This window comes from Enterocloster sp. OA13, assembly GCF_022440595.1.
Taxonomy (GTDB): domain Bacteria; phylum Bacillota; class Clostridia; order Lachnospirales; family Lachnospiraceae; genus Enterocloster; species Enterocloster hominis.
Window position 1 is genome coordinate 1840753 of sequence record NZ_JAKNTF010000001.1, and the last position, 23161, is coordinate 1863913.

Here is a 23161-nt window from a genome sequence, read left to right on the forward strand (position 1 = left end):
CGGCAATATAGCAATGCTGGACATATGGAATCATATATAATCCATATGAAACTACAATATACCAGAATGTCCGTGTCCCTCTTCCGCCTATGAGATTAGCTGCCGGGTTAGGGAAAAGAAGGTTCCCTGATGTCAGGATATCCCAAGGACATGCCTGGACAAATACACCCCAAAAAATTGGTTCTCCCACTGTTGCTGTGAGCAACATTAAGCGACTTTGTTATGTGTTAACGCTATCTTAACATTAAATATACCATAGATGGGGGATGGTGTAAAGAAGATTCAACTCGACATATCCTGCATTTAGCGTATAATATATACTGGAATACGGTATGGAAACAAAAGAAACTGATTATTATCTGGAGGTATGAGTAATGGAAGGGGGACCTATACGGGCAGCGGTCATGGCAGATACCCATGGCGTGCTGCGGCCTGAGGTTGAGAGGATTCTTGAAACCTGCGACGTGATTATCCATGCTGGCGATTTTGACAGCCAGATGCTGTATCATAAATTGGATGTGGACCAGCCCTTGTATGCGGTCAGGGGGAATAATGACAGGGGATGGTCCGGGGGGCTTGCCACGGTTAAGCGGTTTGAGATTGGCGGGGTTAAATTCATCATGGCCCATGAAAGGGTGGATATCCCCAGTTCGCTGAAGGATGTCCAGGTGGTCATATTCGGACATTCACACATGTATTACCAGCAGGAAATCAATGGAAGGCTTTGGCTGAATCCGGGAAGCTGCGGTTATAAACGGTTTACCCTGCCCCTGTCCCTGGCTGTGATGACCATTGAGGACGGTAACTATGAGGTGGAGACCATATGGCTGGAAAAAGGCTATGGAACCCCTGGAGCGGCCAAGGCACAGATGGAAACGTCCAAGATGGGCAAGTATGAAAAGCAGCAGCGGCGCTATAAGCAGAAGGCTGGAAAAGCGGCGGGCGGAAAGCAGGCAGCGGATAAGGAACAGCGTGATTCCCGGAGGAAAGAGGCGGAACGGGACAGCCTGTTCATGATAGCTAAAATCCAGCGGCTGAAAAAGGCAGGGGAAACAAGGGACTGGGTCATCCGGAATCTGGGAGATGAGTATAAGCTTGCCGGGACCGTGTATGATATCTGCGAAAAAAAGCCAGGCCTCAATGCCCGGCAGATATTGGAACTGATAAAGGAACAGATCATGTCTGTATGAAACAACAAGGATGGAACCGGGGCAATTGCCAGCCGTACCGACAGGCTCCGGGGCCAGCTTCAGGACAGGAGGGTGCGCATCACATGCGCATATATCTCCTGGCTTTTTGTTTTCCAGGCATTGCACATGGATTCGGCCTGCTCCTTATCTGGTACGGATAAATCCAGGCGGATCAAGGTGGTCTTGTTTTCACGGACCTCGCAGTGGACGATATAGTCCTGATTGGTCCCGCGGTAAAAGTCAGCGGTGGTGCCTACCTCTTCCCGGAGGCGGAACTTGTTCTCCTTAAGATACTGGTCCATGTCCTCAATGATGGCCGAGGATATGTTCTTCCCAAAGAAGTTCAGGGTTTCCTCGCCTTCCTTGGTGATATCATAGCGGGTACTGTTATGGCTGGCCTCCTTGTGGACCAGACCAGCGTCTTCCAGTTCATTTAAAGCCTGCTGGAGGGTGAAATATGTGGTGTACTCATGCTCTGTAAAGAAGTTGGTCAACTGGGCATTGGTGAGGGGGAAGTTCACCTGCTTTAACATATAGAGATTCATCAGTTTATACAAGGTCATAGGTTCAGTCAGCATATCATACACTCTCCATCAGGTTATTACATATTGTCAGATATAATCCTTTACAGCCCTGCTTACCACATCAGCCACCCTGGGGTCAAAGGCTTCCGGAAGTATATTATCTTCGTTCAGGTCCTTTTCATCCACAAGCCCTGCGATGGCATTGGCGGCAGCCAGCTTCATCTCTTCCGTAATGGCGGTGGCACGTCCTTCCAGGGCGCCCTTAAAGATTCCGGGAAATACAACCACGTTGTTGACCTGGTTGGGGAAATCGGAACGTCCGGTCCCGACCACCTTTGCACCGGCTGCTTTTGCCAGGTCCGGCATGATTTCGGGAACCGGGTTGGCCATGGCAAATATGATTGCGTCCTGATTCATGGATGCAACCATATCCTTTGTCACGATACCGGGGGCGGAAACCCCAATGAAGATATCGGCGCCCTTCATGGCATCCGACAGGGAACCGGTCCTGTGTTCCAGGTTGGTTAAGTCCATCATTTTTTCCTGCATCCAGTTAAGGCCTTCTGCGCCTTTACAGAGGATTCCTGATTTATCACACATGATGATATGGGGGAACCCATAGGTGAGGAGAAGCCTTGTGATGGCCACGCCTGCGGAACCCGCGCCGTTGACAACCACCTGGCAGTCCTCTTTCCTGCGGCCGGTTACCTTTAAGGCGTTGATGACGCCGGCCAGGACAACGATGGCGGTTCCGTGCTGGTCATCATGGAATACCGGTATGTTAAGGCGTTTCTTTAATGCTTCTTCTATCTCAAAACAGCGGGGGGCGGCAATGTCTTCCAGATTAATGCCTCCAAAAGCAGGTGCGATGCGGACCACTGTCTCGATGATTTCCTGTGTGTCCTGTGTGTCCAGGCAGATGGGGAACGCGTTGACCCCGCCGAATTCCTTAAACAGCACGGCCTTGCCTTCCATGACCGGCATGGCGGCCAGAGGCCCGATATTGCCCAGTCCCAGGACCGCGCTTCCGTCGGATACAACGGCAATGGTGTTGGACTTGATGGTATAAAGGTAAGCGGCCTCAGGGTCCTTTGCGATTACCTTACACGGTTCAGCCACGCCGGGCGTGTAGGCCAGGGCCAGGTCCTCCCTGGATGCCACGGTTGCTTTTGATACTGTTTCAAGTTTCCCTTTCCATTCTTCGTGGAGCATCAATGCTTTTTCATTGGTTGTCATGATGGATTCCGTCCTTTTCCTATGATATATAGAATTAAAAATGCATTTTCCTATATCATAACAATTTTAACAATCATAATCAAGTTCCTTTTCAGATTATGTTTTTCATGAGCTTTAAAGAATTATTCAATTAAAACTTTTAAATCAAAATAAAATGTGGTATCATGTTACATAAGTGTGAACAATATACACATAAGGATAAAGATACAGGTGGTACTATGAGGGAACGGATTAACCGTCTGGCCAGGGGAATTATTGACAGCGGGATTCCGGAACTGGTGCTGGCTCCGGATAAGGTAGAGGCAGTGGTTCCGGCGGGTGAGGTCATCCGTGGTGAGATTGTGGTGAGCAGCGGAAACAATCTGCATATCAAAGGGCTGGTGTATTCCAGCCATGCAAGGGTGCAGGTTGTGGACAACGCCTTTGGCGGCCTGCGCAACCGAATAATATACGAAGTCAACAGCCGGTATACTGAGCATGGGGACGTCATTAAGGGATCTTTTTATCTTGTCACCAATGGAGGTGAGAGGGAGATTCCTTATTCTTTGCGCGTTCAGGCCGGAAACGGGGGGGAAGTATTCGGCTCCCTTGCCACGCCAAGGGATTTTGCGGCCCTGGCAAAGAGGGATTTGGAGACAGCCCTGAGGGTGTTTGAATATCAGGATTTTACAGAAGCGCCCTTCATGCAGGATGCGCGCGTCCGTACCATCTATGAAGGATTAAAGGGCAGGGCGGGCAGACGGAACCTGCTTGAGGAATTCCTGGTGGCGCTCCATGTAAAGGAGCCTGTCAGGCTGTCCATGGACACAGGGAAAAGGACATACGGGAATCCGCAGGAACCGGTGGGGGATTCCATTGACATTGCAGCCGGCAGCTGGGGGTATGTGTCTGCGGATATTGAAACAGACGCCCCCTTTATTGAACTGGTGAAGACAAAGATAACGGATCAGGATTTCATCAACAGCAGGTGCCGCATCCACTACAGGATTGTGCCTGCGCGGCTTCACAGGGGACGGAATTTCGGACGGATCAGGGTACGGTCCCTGAGGGAAGAATTCATATTGGAGATTGAGGCCATGGGGGATGACGCGTCGGACATCACCGGACGCGGCCCCAAGAAGGATGGCAGGATGGACAGGGAAAGCCTGCTGCGTTATCTGTCCCTCAGGCTGAATTACGAGACAGGGATATATGAGCCGGCCCTTCTGCTGAACCAGATGACAAAGGAAGCAGAGCGCCTGCGGGCGGATTACCCGGATGACATGCGCACCAGGCTCCTTCAGGCGGAGCTTATGATCCTTAACGGCAAACAGGATAATGCATTCATGGTCCTGGAGGAAACAAGGGACAGCGTGCTGAGGAACAGGGAGAAGCAGGTGGAGATATACTGCTTTTACCAGTATCTGCGCCTGCAGGTAAAGCCTTCCACGGATCAGAAGGAATCCCTGATCCGCTATATCAGGAAGCTTCTGTGGGAGGACGGCATGGTCCGCCCTTATCTGTTCCTGCTCCTTGTAAGGCTGGATGGGACCATGGCGCAGAATCCGCTGAAGCTTTATGAGACAATGGCATCCTTGTTTGAAAACGGAAGCAACAGCCCATTCTTATACACGGCGGCCTGCAGGCTTATGGAGGAACATCCTGACCTGCTGGTCCGTCTGGGCGATTTTGAGATACAGGTCCTGTATCTGGGCATACAGAAGAATATGGTGAGTTCACGGCTGGCGCTTAAGGCGGCCGGGCTGGCCCTGGGAATCAAGCATTACAGAAAGCTGCTGGAACGTCTGGTGGTGAAGCTTTATGAGGCGTATCCGGATGTGGGCCTGCTGGAGGCATTGTGCAGCATCCTCATTAAGGGGGAGCGCAAGAACAGGGACGCATTTGAGTGGTATGAGAAGGCGCTGGAGCAGGGGGTTAACCTGACCAGGCTGTATGAGTATTTCCTGTATTCCCTGCCCGGGGATTACAGCCATCTGCTGCCGAGGGAGGTGCTGCTGTATTTTTCCTATGACAAGGACCTGGACAATCACAGCCGTTCCGTGCTCTACCGGAACATACTGCTTTATATGAATCCGTCATCCGAGCTGTATCAGGCATACACCCGGCATATGGAACAGTTTGCCATGGAACAGCTGTTCCGTTCCAAGATTAACAGCCGCATGGCCGTGATTTACGAGCACATGATATACAAGGACATGATTGACATGCGGGTTGCCCGGGTATTGCCGGGTATCTTAAGGTCCTGCCGGGTCCGCTGTGAGGATCCCAGGATGAAGTATGTGATTGTCCGTTACGAGGAACTGGAAGAGGAGGAGGCATACCTGCTGGAGGACCAGGCAGCCTATGTCCCGATTTTCTCTGACCGCAATGTGTTGCTGTTCCAGGATGCCTATGGCAACCGGTATCTGGACGTGAAACACTGGAAGGTGCCGGTGATGGACAGGCAGGAGCTTCTGGACCAGTGTTACCAGGTATATCCTGACCATCCCATGCTGCGCCTGCGTGAGTGCAGGGCCATACTGGAACAGGGCGTGGGGACGGACAGCCAGGTGGAGCTTCTGGAAGAGACCATGGTGGAAATGCACCTGTCCCCTGTGTTTGAAGCCTCTGTCCTGCAGGCAGTGACCGGATATTACTGTAAAAAGGCCTCAGAAGAAAAAGCCGGGACAGGAGGATTTAACTGCTCCTATCTGATCCAGCTGGATAAAAAGCGTCTTGGGGTAAAGCAGAGACAGCAGATCTGCGAGACCCTGATCAGCCAGAATTATATGCGGGAAGCATATGACATGATAAGGGAGTACGGAAGCCAGTACATCAATCCGCACAGACTGATGAAGCTTTGCGCCCGGACCATACTGATGCGGCTGTTTGACCAGGATGACCTGCTGCTTAATATGGCGTACAGGGTGTTCCAGGCCGGAGCCTATGACAGTGTCATCATGGATTATCTCTGCGAACATTTTAACGGGACCGGATCCCAGATGTATGAGGTTCTGATTCAGGGGGTGCGGGAGCATGTGGAGACATATGACCTGGAAGAACGCCTGCTGTGCCAGATGCTGTTTACGGGCTGCTGTGAGCAGATGGACTCTGTGTTCGAGCTTTATATGAAGCGGAAGCCTACCAGGGAAATCATTGTAAAGGCATACTTTACCCAGAAGTGCGTACAGTATTTCCTGGAAAACCAGGAGATGGACGAGAGGGTATTCGAATATCTGAAACAGGCAGTGGCGGGGAGCCTTGAAAAGGACAGGATGCCCACCATTTACCTGCTGGCCCTGACCAGGTACTGTTCCACCCTTGATAAACTTGACGCGGAAGATGTGGAACTGCTCAAGGGCGTGACTGCAGTGCTTCTGGAGGAAGGTCTGGTATTCCCCTACACAAGGGAGCTGTCCAGGCATATCCCGGTGCCGGAGGATATCATGGACAAGGCCATGGTGGAGTACAGGGGCAGCAGGGACGGGCATCCGGAGCTTCAGGTCAGGATACTTCCTGAGGAGGAAGACTGGCATAGTGAGGATTTCCGCAGGGTCTATCAGGGAATCTATGTAAAACAGAAGGTACTCTTTGAGGGTGAAACCATGGAGTACAGGATATATGACCATAAGGCAGCCGGGCTTTGCAATCCATCAGGGAAAGGCCCGGAGGTAAGCCGCGTGCTGGCGGCAGAAGGCCGGGTGGAGTGCGACCACAAGCTGGAGGGCAAGGAAAACAGCCGTTTTGCCTGCTTGAATGAGATGGGGACCGCACTGAACCATAAAGACAGCGAGGCACTGTTGAAGGCAATGGAAGATTACCTGAAAAAGTCCGCTGCCCTTGGCCGCCTGTTCCCCATTGAATAGGGCTGCCTGTGAAATTGTTGAGGTAAGTCCCCGGATAGATGAGCCGGGGAAACGTATGGAAGTTCCCAGGAAAAATGAACTGGGAAAGTATGGAAGTTCCCCGGATAGATGGGCTGGGGAACGTATGGAGGAGCTGTCTATGGACGGACTTGTGATCGGTCTGGATCTGAATGATGATTATACCCAGATCTGTTGTTATGATAAAGAAAAGTCCTGGACCATTCCTACGGTCATCTGCCGCAGGAAGGAAGAGGAAACCTGGCTTTCAGGGGAGGAGGCATATGCGGCTACCCTTCTGGGGGAAGGGATAATAGTAGATAAGCTTCTGAAACTGGCTGCAAAGGACGGGACGTCCACAATCGGAGGCATATGTTACAGCGGCAGCACGCTTTTAAAGCTGTTCATCCAGAAAATGCTGGAGTATCCGAAAAAGGAATTTGGAAAGGACACAATCCAGCAGCTGGTCATTACGCTTCAGAGCGTGGATGCCAGGCTGCTGGATACATTGATGTACTGTGCTGATTTCCTGGAAATCCCAAGGGAGCGCGTCCATGTCATCAGCCACACGGAAAGTTTCATCTATTATGTGCTGAGCCAGAAAAAGGAACTGTGGACCAACCAGGTGGGACTGTTTGAACTGTCCTCTGAGCGCCTGTGCTATTATGAGATGAAGGTCATAAGGGGCATGAGGCGGAACATGGTCCAGGCAGAAGCCCAGAACCAGGAGGAGGCATTTAACCTGGATATCCTGGATTCGCCTTCCGGAAGCAAGCTGGCGGACAAGATTCTCTGCTCCTGCGGGGAGAAGCTGCTTGGCAGGAAGCTGTTTTCCACCGTGTTCCTTACGGGAAAGGGATTTGAACGCCAGAACTGGGCAGGCGGTTTCATGCGGTTTGCATGCAACCGGAGAAAGGTTTTTGTAGAAGAATATCTATTTGCCAGGGGAGCTGCCTATAAAGGGGCGGATTATACCCATGATGCCACGTCCTACCCTTATATTTTTGTATGTGAGGGGCGGCTCCGGGCTGAGGTGGCCCTGCGCGTCATGAGACGGGGCAGGGAGAGCAGCCTGGTGGTGGCGTCCTATGGCGACAACTGGTATGAATCAAAAAGTTCACTGGACCTGATTGTGGATGGGCAGAACGAGATTGAATTTACCATCACACCCCTGGATTCCAAGAAACGCAAGCTGGTGCGCGTACCCTTAAGCGGTTTCCCGGAACGTCCCCCAAGAACCACCCGGGTGGGGCTGAAAGTGGGATTTACCAACGAGGAGACCATGATGATGGTAATTGAGGACAAGGGATTCGGGGAACTGTTTCCTGCCTCAGGCGCAGTGGTGAGACAAGAGGTAAGCTTATGAGTTTGATACTATGCAGGCATGAGCCGGTGAAACATCCTTATTATATCGATGTGCTGGGAATCCACATCCATTCTTCCCAGGAACTGTGCTATGTGATTTACAACCATCCCATCCTGGTGATGGATGATTTCATAGATGAGCTGCTGATTGAGTTCATACGCAGGGACCTGGATATGGACTATCTGGCAGGCCGTATGGAAAAGCTTCTGGAAACAGGCAGCCGGCATGAGGACGTATTGTTCCTGTTCCTGTCCGAGTGTGACTATTACAATGATAAGGAAATACAGAAATATAAGACCACGGTGGCGGCCCTGCGCGCCCTCCACCCCGCTGAATATGAAAAGGAGCGCGCGGACTATATGTTCCGGGCGCGCCAATATGGTAAAGCGGCGCAGAGATACGGCAGGGTGCTTGAATATCCCGCCGATAAACAGGTCAATGATGCGTTCCTTGCAAAGGTATACAATAATCTGGGCGCGTCCTACGCCATGATGTTCCAGTTCAGGAAGGCCCTTGGGGCCTACGATAAGGCGTACGGGCTGGGTAAGGACATGGATGTGCTGAAGCGGATTTATTTCCTTACGGTCTTTGCGCCGGAACTGGATGTGAAGGACCGCTACCAGGCCCTGTTCACAGAGGAACTGAAAAGCAAGTGGAAGATTGAGATTGACGGGGCCAGCTTGGATGCTGGCCAGGATGAGGATGTGCGCTCCCTGAGGGCCTTGTTTAAAAAAGACCCCATCAAACGCATGAACGGCGCCTCTGCCATGGTGCAGCGGTGGAAACAGGAATACAGGATGATGGTATGATGAAACGGAGGTAACTGACATGGCTTTTGACATTGCAAAGGAACATCTTGAGAAACTGGGATTGGGTGACAGGATCCATACCTTTGAGGTATCCAGCGCAACCGTGGAACTGGCTGCCCAGGCAGTCGGCTGTGAACCGGCCCGCATTGCCAAGACACTGTCTTTCATGGTTCAGGGCAGCCCGATACTGGTAGTGGCTGCAGGAGATGCCAAGGTGGACAATCATAAGTATAAGGACCAGTTTGGGGTTAAGGCCAAGATGCTCTCCCCGGACGAGGTGGCAGGTCTGGTGGGCCATGGCGTGGGCGGCGTGTGTCCCTTTGGGATAAAGGACGGGGTGAAGGTTTATCTGGATGAGTCCCTGAAGCGTTTCCACGAGGTATTCCCGGCCTGCGGCAGCGCCAGCAGCGCGGTGCGCCTGACCATCCCGGAACTGGAGCTGGCTTCGGGAAGCCCGGTATGGGTGGATGTGTGCAAGGCATGGCAGGAGGAAGGAAAACAGGGGACGGAACCGTCCGGCATGGCAGGCATGACAAAAACCGCTTGACAAACAGGATAATAATCTTTATCATAAATAATTATATAAAATTAATAAAAGGTGATGAGGAAGAGGAGTACACTGCTTCAGACCAGCAGAGATGGCTGCTCCGGGTGTGGGATGGATATCCAGACACAATCCGGGCTGGAAGGCGGCCTTGGCAGAGGAGGGTGGAAGGTAGCTTCTGAACCTGGATGGTGAAGGGACAGGGAAGATGCCTGTTCTGCGTAGCCGTCACACGGGCGGCTCCGTTACTGGCCAGAGAGATTGCCGGGCATTGGTCTGTTCCGGCAGAAGTAAAGGTGGTACCGCGGAATATCCGCCCTTTGCCCGGCCGGACGGCCATATGGGCAAGGGGCCTTTTTATTTTTCAGGACAAAACGTCTACTATAAAAGAAGTGTGGAAAGGTAAAGGAGAAAAAAGTTATGAAGGAACTGGAGAAAACCTATAATCCGGCGGACATAGAGGACCGTCTGTACGAGAAGTGGCTGAAGGGGAAGTATTTCCACGCTGAGGTGAACCGCAGTAAAAAGCCGTTCACAATCGTGATGCCCCCGCCTAATATCACAGGACAGCTCCATATGGGACACGCCCTGGACAACACCATGCAGGACATCCTGATCCGCTATAAGAGGATGCAGGGATATGAGGCCCTGTGGCAGCCAGGTACGGACCATGCGGCCATTGCCACCGAGGTCAAGGTAATTGACAAGCTGAAAAAGGAAGGCATTGACAAGGCTGACCTTGGACGCGACGGCTTTCTTAAGGAGTGCTGGAAGTGGAGGGATGAGTACGGTACCAGGATCGTGAAGCAGCTTCACAAGCTGGGATCCTCCGCTGACTGGGACAGGGAGCGCTTCACCATGGACGAGGGCTGCTCTGACGCCGTACTGGAAGTATTTGTAAAACTCTATGAAAAAGGCTATATTTATAAAGGCTCCAGGATTATTAACTGGTGTCCTGTGTGCCAGACCTCCATTTCGGATGCGGAAGTTGAGCATGTGGAGCAGGACGGATTCTTCTGGCATATTAATTATCCGGTGGCGGGCGAGCCGGGCCGGTTTGTGGAGATTGCCACGACCAGGCCTGAAACCATGCTGGGCGATACCGCGGTAGCCGTGAATCCGGAGGATGAGCGCTATCAGGACATCGTGGGCAAGATGCTTGAGCTTCCCCTTACGGACCGCCAGATTCCGGTGATTGCGGACGCGTATGTGGATAAGGAATTCGGCACCGGCTGCGTGAAGATCACACCGGCCCATGACCCCAATGACTTCGAGGTTGGAAAGCGCCATGACCTGGAGGAGATTGTTATCTTAAATGATGACGCCACGGTCAGCGCAGAGGGACCGTATAAAGGCATGGACCGTTATGAAGCCAGGAAGGCCATTGTGGCCGACCTTGAGAAGCAGGGACTGCTGGTGAAGGTGGTTCCACATTCCCACAATGTGGGCACCCATGACCGCTGCAAGACCACGGTTGAACCCATGGTAAAACAGCAGTGGTTCGTGCGGATGGAGGAGATGGCAAAGCCTGCCATTGAAGCCCTGAAGAACGGCACCCTGCGTTTTGTGCCTGAGAGCTTTGGCAAGACATACCTGCACTGGCTGGAGGGAATCCGTGACTGGTGCATCTCGCGCCAGCTGTGGTGGGGCCACAGGATTCCTGCCTATTACTGCCAGGACTGTGGTAAGATCGTGGTTTCCAGGGAAGAACCCCACACCTGCCCCCAGTGCGGCGGCGCCAGCTTTAAGCAGGATGAAGATACCCTGGACACATGGTTCTCCTCAGCCCTTTGGCCGTTCTCAACCCTGGGCTGGCCGGAACACACCGAGGATTTGGATTATTTCTATCCAACGGATGTGTTGGTGACCGGATATGATATCATCTTTTTCTGGGTCATCCGCATGGTATTCTCAGGCATTGAGCAGACCGGAAAAACACCCTTCCATACAGTGCTGATCCACGGACTGGTAAGGGACTCCCAGGGCCGCAAGATGAGTAAGTCCCTGGGCAACGGAATCGACCCCCTGGAGGTCATTGACAAGTACGGGGCAGATGCCCTCCGCATGACTCTGATTACGGGCAATGCGCCTGGCAATGATATGCGTTTTTACTGGGAACGTGTGGAGAACAGCCGTAATTTTGCCAACAAGGTATGGAACGCTTCCCGTTTCATCATGATGAATATCGGGAAGGCGCCGGATGTAACAACGGTTTCCCTGGACAGCCTTACCATGGCCGACCGCTGGATCCTGTCCAAGGTGAACACCCTGACAAAGGATGTAACGGAAAACCTGGACAAATATGAGCTGGGAATCGCCCTTCAGAAGGTTTATGACTTTATTTGGGAAGAATTTTGCGATTGGTATATTGAAATGGTGAAGCCAAGGCTGTACAATGAAGATGATACCACCAAGGCGGCCGCCATCTGGACCTTAAGGACCGTCCTGATCCAGGCGTTAAAGCTTCTCCACCCGTTCATGCCTTTCCTGACCGAGGAGATATTCTGCAACCTTCAGGAGGAAGAGGAGACAATCATGGTTTCCCAGTGGCCCCGGTACAGGGATGAGTGGGATTACAGCGTGGAGGAGACATCCACCGAGACCATCAAGGAAGCGGTACGGGCCATCCGCGGCGTGCGCACGTCCATGAATGTCCCGCCCAGCAAGAAGGCCACTGTATATGTCGTATCAGAGGACCAGGGCCTGTTAGGTATATTTGAACACAGCATCAGCTTCTTTGCCACGCTGGGATACGCGGGGGAGGTCGTGCTTCAGAAGGATAAGACAGGGATTGCAGGGGACGCGGTTTCAGCGGTCATCCCGGGCGCTGTCATCTATATGCCATTTGCGGACCTGGTGGATATTGAAAAGGAAATAGAGAGACTTCAGGGTGAAGAGAAGCGTCTGGCAGGGGAACTGGCCCGGTCCAACGGCATGCTGAACAATGAGAAGTTTGTCAGCCGTGCGCCTGAAGCCAAGATTGCAGAGGAGAAAGCCAAGCTTCAGAAGTATACCCAGATGATGGAACAGGTCAAGACACGTCTGGCACAGCTTCAGAAGTAAGCAGTTCCGGGAGTTCAGGGCGTCTTTGGAACGCCCTGCCGGGATGGGAAGTAATTCAGGATAGAGAGGGAGAGCAAAGCATGATTGATACATCAGGAAGCAAGCCGGTCATCCAGGTGAAGATGTTTGGCGGATTTACCATTACAATGGATGATAAGTCCATGAGCGACAGCGATAACCGTTCCAGGAAAGCATGGAACCTGCTCAGTTATCTGATCATCAACCGGCGTAAGGACGTCAGCATCAATGAGCTGTTTAATGCCATATGGCAGGAAGGGATGCAGGACAACCCTTACGGGGCGCTGAAGACCCTTGTTTTCCGTGTCAGGAAGATGATGGAGGCAGCAGGCTTTCCCTCCCAGGACCTGATACTCAACCAGAAGGGGGCCTATATGTGGAACCCTTCCTGGGAGCTGTCCATTGACACGGACCGTTTCGAGTTCCTTTGCAGACGCATACTGGCATCCCAGGATGACATAAAGGATATGGAAAATGAATGGCAGGAAGCCTTTGATCTGTATCAGGGCATGTTCCTCCCAAAGTCAGCGGATGACAGCTGGGTGGTGCCGCTGAACACATATTATCATTCCCTGTACCAGAAACTGGTGAAGGCTGCCTGCGAATACCTTCTGGAAAGGGAGGAATATGCACAGGTGGAGGATATCTGTTCCAGGGCGGCAGGGATTGACCGGTTTGCAGAGGATTTCTATTACTATATGATTTATGCTGTTTATAAGCAGGGGAACCAGAAAAAGGCACTGGAACAATATAAGTCCACCACGGAACTGTTTTACCGGGAACGTCTGATAACGCCTTCGGACCGTTTCAAGGAATTATATGAAACCATCAGTGACCGCCAGCAGGAAATCATCACGGACTTGGATGTCATCCAGGCATCCCTTGGCTGCCCGGGAACCATTGAGGAGGAAAGGGAGCATGGGGCTTACCAGTGCGAGTATGCTGTATTTAAGCGCCTTGTGCAGCTGGAACGCCGCGGTGTGGAGCGCAGCGGCGACTCCGTATACCTGTGCCTGCTTACGGTGGGGGACAGGAGAGGCCGCACCCTGAAACCTGAGATCCAGGCCAGGGCCATGGAACGGTTAAAGAGCGTGATCAACCTTTCCCTCCGCTCCAGTGATGCATTTTCCCGTTACAGTGTAAGCCAGTACATAATCCTTCTCCCATCAGCTACCTACGAGAATGGGGAGCAGGTCATGCGCCGTATCATGTCGGCGTTCAACAAGGCATATGTGCGCAAGGATGTTGCGGTCACCTACAGCCTGAATGTAGTACTTCCAAAGGAAGACACCATAGAAGCATGAATATTACAGCGAGGATAATACTACCATGAAGATAAAGAATGCAGTTCTGCTGCTTTTGACAGCCGCCATCTGGGGCGTTGCTTTTGTGGCCCAAAGCGTTGGGATGGACTATGTGGGTCCGCTGACCTTTAATTGTGTCAGAAGCCTGATTGGGGGAGTGGTCCTGCTGCCCTGTATCTGGTATTTTGATAAAAAGAGGAAACGGGAACGCCAGGTGCCTGTCATCCCCGGGGCCAGGAAGACACTTGTGGCCGGCGGCGTGTGCTGCGGCGTGGCCCTGTGCCTTGCCAGCAATTTCCAGCAGTTCGGCATCCAGTACACTACTGTGGGAAAGGCGGGCTTCATCACTGCCTGCTATATCATCATTGTCCCTATCCTGGGACTTTTCTTTAAGAAGAAGTGCAGCCCTGTGATTGTGGGAGCGGTTGCCCTGTCCGTGGTTGGCCTGTACCTGCTGTGCATGACCGGCGGGGACCTGGCTGTGAATAAGGGAGACCTGCTGATGCTGGTGTGCGCCCTGCTTTTTTCCGTCCATATCATGGTCATTGACTTTTTCTCACCGGTGGTGGATGGGGTCAAGATGTCATGCATCCAGTTTTTTGTGTGCGGGGCAATTTCGGGAATCGGCATGCTCCTATATGAGACGCCGGATATGGGACAGATCCTGGCGGCCTGGGCCCCGGTGCTCTATGCGGGCGTCATGTCCTGCGGTGTTGCATACACCCTTCAGATCATAGGACAGAAGGGCGTGAACCCGACCGTGGCGTCCCTGATACTGAGCCTGGAATCCAGTATATCCGTCCTGGCCGGCTGGGCCATCCTGGGACAGAAGCTCTCCGCCAAGGAACTGGCAGGCTGCGCCCTGATGTTTGGGGCCATCATACTGGCCCAGCTGCCTGTGGGAAGGAAAAGTCCTGCTGTGGCAGAGGAAGGATGATATCCGGCAGGTCCGGCAGGCGGCAGTATTTAGCCGTGCCTCCTGTGCAGGAGCGCAATTTGTCGTATCCGGGCGAAGCCTGGCGAGAATATCCGGTTGATAATTACAGGAAATTAGGTTAAGATTATAAAAGCCTGTCCAGAGGACAGGCTTTTAAGAAAGAATGGTACTGATATGGGCAGGGCAGAGGAATATTTAAATCAGATTCCTATGTGGACCAGGAAAAAGAATTCCCTGGAGGATGTCAGGGACGTATTGGACTCCATGGGGGCGCCGGACCAGGACATACCGGCCATCCATGTGGCGGGAACCAATGGAAAGGGATCTGTGTGTGCTTTCCTTACATCCATGCTTAAGGAAGCCGGGTATAAGACAGGAACCTTCATATCCCCCCATCTGATTGAGGTGAGGGAACGGTTCCTGATAAACGGTGTCATGGTGGATGAGGCAGATTTCGAGGATGGGTTTGAAACCGTGCTGGAGGCCGGCAGGAAGATGATGGAAAAGGGATATTGCCATCCCACCTTTTTTGAGTTCCTGTTTTATATGGCCATGGTCATATTTAAAAGACAGGATGTGGACGTAATGATCCTGGAGACAGGAATGGGAGGCAGGCTGGACACAACCAATGTCCTGAAGCACCCCTGCGCCTGCGTCATCACCTCCATCAGCCTGGACCACACCAAGTATCTGGGCGATACCCTGGAGGAGATAGCCGGTGAAAAAGCCGGAATCATCAAACCGGGGGTTCCGCTTATATTTGACAATAATGAGCCCCGGGTGTCCACCATACTGGAGGGATGTGCGTTCCGCAGGGGAGCTGCCCGCTATCCGGTGGGAATGGATGATTTCAGGGTGGTGCATGTTGGCGGCGATGGACTGGAAATCAGTGCCAGGATGAAGGATGAGGCAAGACTGAAGCTTCAGATTCCCTTTGAGGCGCTTTACCAGGCTGAGAATGCCATGCTTGCAGTCCGCACCCTGGATGTGCTCAGGCACGGCGGGGAATGCAGCAGGAAAGGCAGCCGGGTCCCGGGCCATGGGCCGGTGGGCGCGGCAAGGTGCATTACCTGGAACATTGGGGATGGGCAGATTGCCAGGGGTATCTTAAAGACGGTATGGCCGGGACGGATGGAACAGGTGGTTCCTGGCATCTATCTGGACGGAGCCCATAATCCCGGGGGAATCAAGGCCTTCATACAGACGGCAAGGGAGATTTCCGCACGTCTGGAAAAACAGCCCTTCCTCTTGTTCGCAGCTGTGTCAGATAAGGATTACAGGGATATGGAGGCCCGGCTTTCCGCAGGAATCCCGTGGAAATGCATCGGTGTGGTCCATATTAATAGTGACAGGGGGCTTTCATCCGAAACCCTGGCAAGGGAGTTTGAAGAAACAGCCGGCTGTCCCGTGGTTCCTTTTGAGGATACCAGGACGGCTGTAATGGATATGAGGAAGCGGAGCAGGGACGGTGTGCTGTTCTGCGTGGGATCCCTGTATCTGATTGGGGAGATTAAGGCAGTTTTAAACGAGATAGGAGTTGAGCATACATGATTGATTTTGAAGAGGAGATTGAGCGTTTTAAACCCAGCCTTGATGTGGAGCAGGTGGAGGACGCCATTGTAAAAAGCGATTTGACGGATATGACAGACATCATGATGGAACTGATAAAAGAAAGAGGCGAAAAATAGGCGGTGGATATGGACTATGCAAGAAGAAACCAGCAGATTGCCAACAGCTTCTATAACCTTGGCCTGGAGAAGTCCAGGATCAGGGATCTGTCCGGAGCAGCCCAGTGTCTGAAGAAAAGCCTTCATTTTAACAAATATCAGACAGACGCCCGCAACCTGCTGGGGCTTATATACTACGAGAACGGCGAGGTTGCCGATGCCCTGGTACAGTGGGTCATCAGCCTGAACCTGCAGCCGGAAGACAACCTGGCTGACCATTATCTGGACGAGATCCAGAGAAAGCCCGGCCAGCTGGAACGGGAAAGCCAGAATGTAAAGACCTTTAACCAGGCCCTGTGGCATGCCCAGGGCGGAAGCGATGACCTGGCCATCCTGCAGCTTGCCAGGGTGGTGGAATCCAACCCGCATTTTGTGAAGGCCCACCTTCTCCTGGCCCTGCTTTATATGGGACGGGAGGATTATAATAAGGCCGGGCGTTCCCTGTATAAGATTTTACAGATAGACAAGAGCAACCAGAAGGCCCTGTATTATATGTCCATTGTAAAGCAGAACACGGGCCGGGCGGACGCTGAGAAGCGCAAGATGGTAAAAGCATTTTCCCACAGGAAAATGGAGGATGACGATGTCATCATCCCCAATACTTATAAGGAGAGCACAGGGCTTTCCACCATACTGCACATCATCATCGGACTGGTTCTTGGCATAGCTGCATTTTACTTCCTCATCCTTCCTGCCAGGACCAAGGCGCTGAACAATGAGAGGAACCAGGAAGTCATTGCCTATAGCCAGAAGCTGAACAATGCAAACCAGCAGTATGATATCCTTAAAACGGATTATGACAGGCTGGATGCCCAGGCAAAAGAAGTACAGGCCAGGCTGGACGAGCTGACAACCGGCAATACCAGTATCATGGCCCAGTACCAGGGGCTTATCTGGATCCTGCAGAACTACAGGACAGGAGACCTGGTGGCTGCCGCCAAGGCATTTGCAGAAGCCAGCTTTGATCTGATTGAGGATGAGAATATAAAGGCTATCGTGGAAAGCATACGCCAGGATATGACGGCCAATATATACCAGAACCTGGTTGACCGGGGACTGACCCTGTGGAACGCAGGCAATAAGACAGAGGCCATGGATTATTTCCAGGCCAGCCTGACCATAAAGCCGGATAATCCCGAGGCCCTGTTCTATGTGGGGCGTCTGTACCAGGATGCGGGCGACATGGACAATGCCAATACCATGTTTGATAAGGTGGTCAATGAGTTTCCGGATTCCCCTTATGTGGAAAGGGCCAGGAACGCAAGAGGATATTAAACCAGACATTTAAAAATCAAGATACTACGGAAGATAAGCATGACGCGTCTTTTGTAGTATCTTTTTTTATACAAAAATCCAGACACAGCGCAGAAGAAAGGAGTATGAGGACATGGATCATACAATGTTTACCTATGAAGCCAGGGAGCAGACTCTTGTGATACACCTTCCTAAGGAACTGGACCATCACAACTGCAGGAACCTGAAAAGCGATACGGACCTGCTTCTGGAAGAAAATTATATTAACAGGATTGTATTTGATTTTACGCACACATCCTTTATGGATTCCTCTGGAATCGGCGTGCTGTTAAGCCGTTATAAGCAGATGGCGGCCAGCAGGGGGCATGTATCCTATTATGGGGCGGGCGCCCAGGTTAAGCGGATACTGGAAATGGGCGGGATCAACCGCCTGATAAAAGGATATGAGGACAGGGAATCAGCCCTTAAAGGATAAGAGGGGAGAAGAAAAAATGGAGGATAAGAAAATGGAGTCAATGATGGAAAGTCCCCGGTTTGACAAAGCGGGGAATGGTAAGGAACACTTAAGGCTTATGATGGACAGCCTTTCACAGAACGAGGAGTTTGCCAGGGTGGTGACAGCCGTGTTCATGAGCAGGTTGAATCCCACCCTGGAAGAAATTGATGATGTTAAGACGGCCGTGTCCGAGGCCGTGACCAATGCGGTCATCCATGGTTATGGGAACCAGGGAGGGGTTATCTGTATGGACATAACGGCAGATACAGCTGAGGGAATACTGACCGTATGCATAGAAGACCAGGGTGTGGGAATACCGGATGTGAAGACAGCAATGGAACCCATGTTTACCACGGATGAGTCAGGCGAGCGTTCCGGCATGGGCTTTTCTTTCATGGAGGCGTTTATGGATGAGGTAGAGGTACAGTCGGAGCCGGGCAAGGGAACCCTGGTATCAATGAAGAAATTCATCGGCAGGTGACGGCGATGGATGAGACCATGAAATTAATCAATATGGCTCACGAAGGGGATAAAGCGGCAAGGGACCAGCTGGTAATGGACAATGTAGGTCTTATATGGAGCATTGTGAGACGGTTTTCCGGCCGCGGATATGAGATGGAGGACCTGTTCCAGATAGGGAGCATCGGGCTTATCAAGGCAATCGATAAATTTGACACGGGATTCGAGGTGAAGTTCTCTACCTATGCAGTGCCCATGATTACAGGGGAAATCAAACGTTTCCTCAGGGATGACGGCATGATTAAGGTAAGCCGCTCCATCAAGGAACTGGGGTTTAAGGTAAGGGCTGCAAGGGAGGAGATGACATACAGCCTGGGACGGGAACCCACCATCGAGGAAATCGCGGCCAGGCTGGATACAAGCCGTGAGGAAGTGGCGGCATCCATGGAAGCGGGCGCCGAGGTGGAATCCCTGTACCGGCCCACAGGCAATGGGGATGATAATACCATGTTCCTCATGGACCGTCTGGAGGAAGAGAATAATGACCATGAGGAACTGCTTAACAGGATGGTTTTAAAAGAACTGATGGAGGACCTGGGCGAGGAGCAGAGGGAAATCATTGTCAGGCGGTATTTTTACAACCAGACCCAGACCCAGATTGCCAAGGAACTGGGCATCTCGCAGGTCCAGGTATCGCGTCTTGAAAAGCGGATTTTAAAAGAAATGCGAATGCGCTATGAAAAATAAAAAAGTATAAAATTAATTTTTCCATCCATACTAACACCAGAACCAATCAAACCAGTTTACGAAAAGGATGTGATTATATGGGTTTTGCTAAACGTGTATGTGAAATTCTGGCTGTAATCGGGGCAATTGTCCTGATTGGAATCCTGGTATGGTATCTCTCCTCCGGTATGAGGGACAGGGGATATGAAAAGGAAGGCACCCTGGTATGGGAAGAACAGAATCAGCTGGCTGGGGATAGCCCGAGGTTAGAAGAAGCGTGGAACGTTGAGGAGGCGGCATATCCTGCTTTTGTGACAGACCCTTCATCCATGATTTATGGGGAGCAGGAGATACAAAGGAGCGGTAAAGGACTATGAAGAACACCGTCTATGTGAAACTCAACCAGATTACGGAGCTGACCCACAAGGATGTGGTTTTAAAGGATGTGGCCCAGGTTTACTGTGATGACCAGAATATAATGAATAAGTGCAATGCCATGAAGGTCAAGACCATTAAACTGGATGAAAAGCGGCGTTACATCATGAGCGCCCTGGATGTCACACGGAAGCTGATTGAGATGGATTCCACCCTGGATGTGAACCATGTGGGGGAAGTGGATTTTATCATTGCGTATAAACCACCCTCTCCCCCGGCTTACATCTGGCAGTGGACTAAAACGGTTTTTGTCTGTGCTGTCTGTTTTTTTGGGGCGGCATTTGCCATCATGACCTTTAATAACGATGTCAGCGTGACGGATGTGTTCAGCGAGGTATACCGCCTTGTGATGGGGTATGAATCAGGAGGATTCACTGTGTTGGAAGTCAGCTATAGTGTGGGGCTGGCAGTGGGGATCATTGGGTTCTTTAACCATTTTGCCTCGGTCAAGCTGAACACGGACCCCACTCCCCTGGAAGTGGAAATGCGTCTTTATGAGGACAATATCAGTAAGACCCTGATTGCCGAGGACGGCAGGAAGGAGTCAAAAATTGATATTACTTAAAAAGGCATTGCTGGCATTCTTTGGTCTGTGCGCCGGCGGCGTCATCGCGGCCGGCGTATATGCTTTCCTGGCCATCATCGGCGTGTTCGTACGCCTGATGGGAAAGACAGGCACCAGAAAGCATATCATGCTGTATGAGACAGTCATCATACTGGGGGGAGTCCTGGGCAATATCCTGGATATCTATGAGTTCCCCATCTATATGGGCGCGCTGATAGGCCCTGTTTTCCTGATTGCGGCCGGGTTGTCCGTTGGAATCTTCGTGGGCTGCCTTGTCATGTCCCTGGCTGAAACCTTAAAGGCCCTGCCTGTCATCAGCAGGAGGATCCACCTGTCCGTGGGGCTGCAGTACCTGATACTTGGCCTGGCGGCCGGCAAGCTTACCGGTTCCCTGGTTTATTTCTGGTACCATATGGCGTCGCTGGGATAGGACAGTGATGCCATGGGCGCTGGTACTGATTGAAAAGGAGAAAAGTAATGGAAGTTGACAAGAAAAAATATGAAGAATATGTCAAGGAGATAACCCCGGTCCACAGCCTGCCCAAAAGCATGGCCTGCGCCTTCCTGGTAGGGGGCGTCATCTGCGTCATCGGACAGCTTATCACTAATTATCTGATGAACGGGATGGGGATGGAACAGGAGACAGCGGCGGCCTGGAACCTTCTGGCCCTGATCCTTATCAGTATTGTCCTGACCGGCCTTAACATTTACCCTAAGATTGTAAAATTCGGCGGCGCAGGCGCATTGGTGCCGATTACAGGATTCGCCAACTCCGTGGTGGCGCCAGCCATTGAGTTCCACGCAGAGGGCGAGGTGTTTGGCGTGGGATGTAAGATATTTACCATTGCTGGTCCGGTTATCCTGTACGGGGTCCTGACCAGCTGGGTCCTGGGACTGCTTTATTGGGTTGGGGGACTGATGGGTATATTCCAGATTTAAAACGGAATACGTGCCGGTTTTTGGCAGGTGATTGGGATGGGAAGACATTCCAATCACCTGCCTTTTGGCATTTTATTTTACTTCATTGAGCTGGTGTTCCGCTTCTTTTCCTATGTCCGGTAATCCGGGCAATTCACCCATGGTTCCGTCCTTTCCGTTGCTTTTTTCATTCTGTCTTTTTTATTATAGCAAAGTAAAAGGCAGCCGTACAGATCATGACGGCAACCCCGCCGCCTATAAGAAGGGTTTGGATCCTTATCACATCGGCCAGGGGGCCGAATACCATCATCCCCAGGGGAAGGGCACAGGAGGTGGAAATCTGCATGAAGCTGAATACCCGGCCCTGCATGGAAGCGGGGACCTGTTCCTGGATGGATACCGTGATGGGGGAATTGTAGCAGGGGGATGTGATTCCAATCATCATATTGCATGCCAGGTAAAACAGGAATACCGGGGCCATGCCAAGGCCCGCCATCAGCACGCCGTACAGCCATCCGGCCAGGACAGTTGTTTTTAACCGCTTCTTAAATCCGCCCCAGGATGTGATCAGGATGCCGCCCAGGACAGAGCCGATGCTGTAAGTCATTTCCGAGGCAGTGAGGCGCCATACCTGCGGTCCGAAGGTACGGCTGACCATCAGGGGCGTCAGGAAGGCGGAGGGGCTGATAAGGAACAGCACCGCTATCTGGAATAACAGGAGATGCCGTACAAAGGAATCTGTCTTCAGATAGAGGAAGCCCTGTTTCAGGCTGCTGATTCCGGATGATGTCCCGGCATGATCCTCCATCCTGTCCTTCCTGTATCCGGGTATGGCCAGGACAGAGGTAATCCCCACGCCTATGAGGGCGGTAAATACATCGATGAACAGTGTTGTTTCCAAGGTGGATACCGACAGTATGGCGCCGCTGACTGCCGGAGAGAGGAACATGATAAGGGCGGTTATGGTGCTTTGGATGCCATTTACGCGCATCAGATGCTCCTGCGGGACAATCTGGGGAATGACTGCATTGACTGCCGGTGTCTGGATTCCCGTCCCGGCAGAACGGATCATGAGCACGGCAAACAGCAGCCAGATATTCCTGTGCCCGGATAAAAAGGCAATGGCCAGTATCAGGGTGGAGAGTGCAATGACCGTGTCGGAGAGCATGATCAGCATCTTCCTGTCATAGCGGTCAATCCATACGCCTGCAAACAGGGATATGGCAATCTGCGGTGCAAATCCGCATACGGTGGATATGGTCAGCATACGTCCTGAGGAAGTGGAGAGCGTCACATACCAGACAATGGCATACTGCACCAGGGAGGAGCCAAAGAGCGATATGGTCTGGGCCGTCAGGAATCGTGCGGCTGTATTTTTCCAGGATTGGTTCATGATTTGTGTAACCTCATCTTTCTATGATTATTTTGGGATTTTGGCATAATAAAAGGGCCGTGGACAGACACTGTCCACAGCCCAATCCATAAGGACGTCCGCTGCTCCGGGAAAATGGTACAGAAACAAGGCGTATGCAATCGTTCAGACCATACGCGCAGGGCCGGCCATGTTTCCCGATGAATAAAAGCAGTTAAACGCCCAGTTTAAGCTCCGTACAATGCTTCACCGGATACAATTGTACAGAGCTGATTCGCCTTCTCATCCTGTCCGTAACATAGAACCATACCATAAGACAGGCCTCCTTCATATGTTTCATGTGAATTTACTCTAACAGAAATATTTTATCCTGTCA

At 51.8% G+C, this 23161-nt stretch carries 21 protein-coding genes and 1 riboswitch; of the genes, 18 read left to right on the forward strand and 3 right to left on the reverse strand.

Translation table 11 applies throughout. From position 1 onward, the window contains the following. Positions 1-69: 69 nt before the first annotated feature. A riboswitch (cyclic di-AMP (ydaO/yuaA leader) is annotated at positions 70-224 on the reverse strand. 150 nt (positions 225-374) lie between these two features. Continuing rightward, positions 375-1190 (forward strand): metallophosphoesterase family protein, encoded by an 816-nt coding sequence (locus MCJ35_RS08080; RefSeq protein ID WP_008725268.1) that lies wholly within the window; start codon positions 375-377, stop codon positions 1188-1190. A gap of 59 nt (positions 1191-1249) precedes the next feature. Here MCJ35_RS08080 and MCJ35_RS08085 read toward each other — a convergent pair whose 3' ends face one another. Both MCJ35_RS08085 and MCJ35_RS08090 read right to left on the reverse strand, forming a co-directional pair. After that, the gene (locus MCJ35_RS08085) at positions 1250-1768 is read right to left on the reverse strand and encodes a DUF4364 family protein (RefSeq protein WP_008725275.1); all 519 of its coding nucleotides are present in this window, start codon (positions 1766-1768) and stop codon (positions 1250-1252) included. A gap of 33 nt (positions 1769-1801) precedes the next feature. After that, positions 1802-2950: an NAD(P)-dependent malic enzyme gene (locus tag MCJ35_RS08090; RefSeq protein WP_025482116.1), complete on the reverse strand. Its 1149-nt coding sequence runs from the start codon at positions 2948-2950 to the stop codon at positions 1802-1804. A 218-nt stretch (positions 2951-3168) separates the two neighbouring features. Here MCJ35_RS08090 and MCJ35_RS08095 point away from each other — a divergent pair, with 218 nt between their 5' ends. The 17 genes from MCJ35_RS08095 (at position 3169) to MCJ35_RS08175 (ending at position 21434) form a co-directional block, all read left to right on the forward strand. After that, the gene (locus tag MCJ35_RS08095; protein ID WP_240299437.1) at positions 3169-6795 is read left to right on the forward strand and encodes a DUF5717 family protein; all 3627 of its coding nucleotides are present in this window, start codon (positions 3169-3171) and stop codon (positions 6793-6795) included. 139 nt (positions 6796-6934) lie between these two features. Beyond that, the gene (locus MCJ35_RS08100) at positions 6935-8158 is read left to right on the forward strand and encodes a DUF5716 family protein (RefSeq protein WP_025482115.1); all 1224 of its coding nucleotides are present in this window, start codon (positions 6935-6937) and stop codon (positions 8156-8158) included. Next, the gene (locus tag MCJ35_RS08105; RefSeq protein WP_025482114.1) at positions 8155-8967 is read left to right on the forward strand and encodes a hypothetical protein; all 813 of its coding nucleotides are present in this window, start codon (positions 8155-8157) and stop codon (positions 8965-8967) included. Before MCJ35_RS08100 ends, MCJ35_RS08105 begins: the two co-directional genes overlap by 4 nt. Positions 8968-8986: 19 nt before the next feature. Next, a complete protein-coding gene (locus MCJ35_RS08110; protein ID WP_025482113.1) occupies positions 8987-9514 on the forward strand; it encodes a YbaK/EbsC family protein in 528 nt (175 codons plus the stop codon). Between the two features lie 417 nt (positions 9515-9931). After that, positions 9932-12574 carry a valine--tRNA ligase gene (locus MCJ35_RS08115; RefSeq protein WP_008725283.1) on the forward strand — a complete coding sequence of 881 codons (2643 nt, stop codon included), beginning with the start codon at positions 9932-9934 and terminating at the stop codon, positions 12572-12574. 80 nt (positions 12575-12654) lie between these two features. Continuing rightward, positions 12655-13896 (forward strand): AfsR/SARP family transcriptional regulator, encoded by a 1242-nt coding sequence (locus MCJ35_RS08120; RefSeq protein ID WP_008725284.1) that lies wholly within the window; start codon positions 12655-12657, stop codon positions 13894-13896. 25 nt (positions 13897-13921) lie between these two features. Next, a complete protein-coding gene (locus MCJ35_RS08125; RefSeq protein ID WP_008725285.1) occupies positions 13922-14833 on the forward strand; it encodes a DMT family transporter in 912 nt (303 codons plus the stop codon). Positions 14834-15007: 174 nt separating this feature from the next. Further along, complete coding sequence (locus tag MCJ35_RS08130; protein ID WP_008725287.1) at positions 15008-16384, forward strand: bifunctional folylpolyglutamate synthase/dihydrofolate synthase; 1377 nt, start codon at positions 15008-15010, stop codon at positions 16382-16384. Further along, entirely contained in the window at positions 16381-16521 is a 141-nt protein-coding gene (locus tag MCJ35_RS08135) for a hypothetical protein (RefSeq protein ID WP_008725289.1), read from the forward strand. Before MCJ35_RS08130 ends, MCJ35_RS08135 begins: the two co-directional genes overlap by 4 nt. 3 nt (positions 16522-16524) lie before the next feature. Then, positions 16525-17835 carry a tetratricopeptide repeat protein gene (locus MCJ35_RS08140; RefSeq protein ID WP_008725291.1) on the forward strand — a complete coding sequence of 437 codons (1311 nt, stop codon included), beginning with the start codon at positions 16525-16527 and terminating at the stop codon, positions 17833-17835. A 112-nt stretch (positions 17836-17947) separates the two neighbouring features. Beyond that, positions 17948-18289 (forward strand): STAS domain-containing protein, encoded by a 342-nt coding sequence (locus MCJ35_RS08145; RefSeq protein WP_025482111.1) that lies wholly within the window; start codon positions 17948-17950, stop codon positions 18287-18289. Between the two features lie 31 nt (positions 18290-18320). Beyond that, a complete protein-coding gene (gene spoIIAB, locus MCJ35_RS08150) occupies positions 18321-18791 on the forward strand; it encodes an anti-sigma F factor (RefSeq protein ID WP_334301431.1) in 471 nt (156 codons plus the stop codon). A gap of 5 nt (positions 18792-18796) precedes the next feature. Next, entirely contained in the window at positions 18797-19516 is a 720-nt protein-coding gene (locus tag MCJ35_RS08155; protein ID WP_008725298.1) for a SigF/SigG family RNA polymerase sporulation sigma factor, read from the forward strand. A gap of 77 nt (positions 19517-19593) precedes the next feature. Then, the gene (locus tag MCJ35_RS08160) at positions 19594-19872 is read left to right on the forward strand and encodes a hypothetical protein (protein ID WP_008725300.1); all 279 of its coding nucleotides are present in this window, start codon (positions 19594-19596) and stop codon (positions 19870-19872) included. Then, positions 19869-20495 (forward strand): stage V sporulation protein AA, encoded by a 627-nt coding sequence (locus MCJ35_RS08165; RefSeq protein ID WP_008725303.1) that lies wholly within the window; start codon positions 19869-19871, stop codon positions 20493-20495. Before MCJ35_RS08160 ends, MCJ35_RS08165 begins: the two co-directional genes overlap by 4 nt. Then, positions 20482-20925, forward strand: a complete 444-nt coding sequence (locus MCJ35_RS08170) for a stage V sporulation protein AB (RefSeq protein ID WP_025482109.1) — start codon at positions 20482-20484, stop codon at positions 20923-20925. The genes MCJ35_RS08165 and MCJ35_RS08170 overlap by 14 nt, the downstream gene beginning before the upstream one ends. 47 nt (positions 20926-20972) lie before the next feature. After that, positions 20973-21434: a SpoVA/SpoVAEb family sporulation membrane protein gene (locus tag MCJ35_RS08175; protein ID WP_025482108.1), complete on the forward strand. Its 462-nt coding sequence runs from the start codon at positions 20973-20975 to the stop codon at positions 21432-21434. A gap of 166 nt (positions 21435-21600) precedes the next feature. On the opposite strand, the gene MCJ35_RS08180 is transcribed toward MCJ35_RS08175, so the two are convergent. Further along, on the reverse strand, positions 21601-22806 hold the full coding sequence (locus MCJ35_RS08180) for an MFS transporter (protein WP_034575884.1): 1206 nt from the start codon (positions 22804-22806) through the stop codon (positions 21601-21603). Between the last annotated feature and the right edge of the window lie 355 nt (positions 22807-23161).

Coding starts and splice junctions, on each gene's coding strand:
- MCJ35_RS08080 (WP_008725268.1), top strand. CDS start 375: ATGGAAGGGGGACCTATACGGGCAGCGGTCATGGCAGATACCCATGGC.
- MCJ35_RS08085 (WP_008725275.1), bottom strand. CDS start 1,768: ATGCTGACTGAACCTATGACCTTGTATAAACTGATGAATCTCTATATG.
- MCJ35_RS08090 (WP_025482116.1), bottom strand. CDS start 2,950: ATGACAACCAATGAAAAAGCATTGATGCTCCACGAAGAATGGAAAGGG.
- MCJ35_RS08095 (WP_240299437.1), top strand. CDS start 3,169: ATGAGGGAACGGATTAACCGTCTGGCCAGGGGAATTATTGACAGCGGG.
- MCJ35_RS08100 (WP_025482115.1), top strand. CDS start 6,935: ATGGACGGACTTGTGATCGGTCTGGATCTGAATGATGATTATACCCAG.
- MCJ35_RS08105 (WP_025482114.1), top strand. CDS start 8,155: ATGAGTTTGATACTATGCAGGCATGAGCCGGTGAAACATCCTTATTAT.
- MCJ35_RS08110 (WP_025482113.1), top strand. CDS start 8,987: ATGGCTTTTGACATTGCAAAGGAACATCTTGAGAAACTGGGATTGGGT.
- MCJ35_RS08115 (WP_008725283.1), top strand. CDS start 9,932: ATGAAGGAACTGGAGAAAACCTATAATCCGGCGGACATAGAGGACCGT.
- MCJ35_RS08120 (WP_008725284.1), top strand. CDS start 12,655: ATGATTGATACATCAGGAAGCAAGCCGGTCATCCAGGTGAAGATGTTT.
- MCJ35_RS08125 (WP_008725285.1), top strand. CDS start 13,922: ATGAAGATAAAGAATGCAGTTCTGCTGCTTTTGACAGCCGCCATCTGG.
- MCJ35_RS08130 (WP_008725287.1), top strand. CDS start 15,008: ATGGGCAGGGCAGAGGAATATTTAAATCAGATTCCTATGTGGACCAGG.
- MCJ35_RS08135 (WP_008725289.1), top strand. CDS start 16,381: ATGATTGATTTTGAAGAGGAGATTGAGCGTTTTAAACCCAGCCTTGAT.
- MCJ35_RS08145 (WP_025482111.1), top strand. CDS start 17,948: ATGGATCATACAATGTTTACCTATGAAGCCAGGGAGCAGACTCTTGTG.
- spoIIAB (WP_334301431.1), top strand. CDS start 18,321: ATGGAGTCAATGATGGAAAGTCCCCGGTTTGACAAAGCGGGGAATGGT.
- MCJ35_RS08155 (WP_008725298.1), top strand. CDS start 18,797: ATGGATGAGACCATGAAATTAATCAATATGGCTCACGAAGGGGATAAA.
- MCJ35_RS08160 (WP_008725300.1), top strand. CDS start 19,594: ATGGGTTTTGCTAAACGTGTATGTGAAATTCTGGCTGTAATCGGGGCA.
- MCJ35_RS08165 (WP_008725303.1), top strand. CDS start 19,869: ATGAAGAACACCGTCTATGTGAAACTCAACCAGATTACGGAGCTGACC.
- MCJ35_RS08175 (WP_025482108.1), top strand. CDS start 20,973: ATGGAAGTTGACAAGAAAAAATATGAAGAATATGTCAAGGAGATAACC.
- MCJ35_RS08180 (WP_034575884.1), bottom strand. CDS start 22,806: ATGAACCAATCCTGGAAAAATACAGCCGCACGATTCCTGACGGCCCAG.